Source organism: Microvirga pakistanensis (assembly GCF_004458765.1).
In the GTDB taxonomy this organism is placed as follows: Bacteria; Pseudomonadota; Alphaproteobacteria; order Rhizobiales; family Beijerinckiaceae; genus Microvirga; species Microvirga pakistanensis.
The window spans coordinates 1-223 of record NZ_SPJX01000622.1 but is presented as its reverse complement, the minus strand read 5'-3'; the positions used below and the strand labels follow the sequence as shown (position 1 = coordinate 223).

1 pseudogene is annotated in these 223 nt (G+C 68.6%); it reads left to right on the top strand.

What is annotated here, in order from left to right:
• A pseudogene (locus E4K09_RS24115) lies at positions 1-223 on the top strand (amylo-alpha-1,6-glucosidase); the annotation flags it as partial.

The window sequence follows — 223 nt, the reverse complement described above, 5'->3', positions numbered from 1 at the left end:
GGTCTGGCCGCACGACAACGCGCTGATCGCCTTGGGCCTCGCCCGCTACGGCTTCAAGCGGGAGGTAGCCCGGATCTTCGACGGTCTGTTCCACGCCTCTGTCTACATCGAGTTGCGGCGGCTGCCGGAACTGTTCTGCGGCTTTCCGCGCCGACGCGGCCAAGGACTGACATTCTACCCGGTCGCCTGCGCCCCACAGGCCTGGGCGGCCGCAACGCCGCTG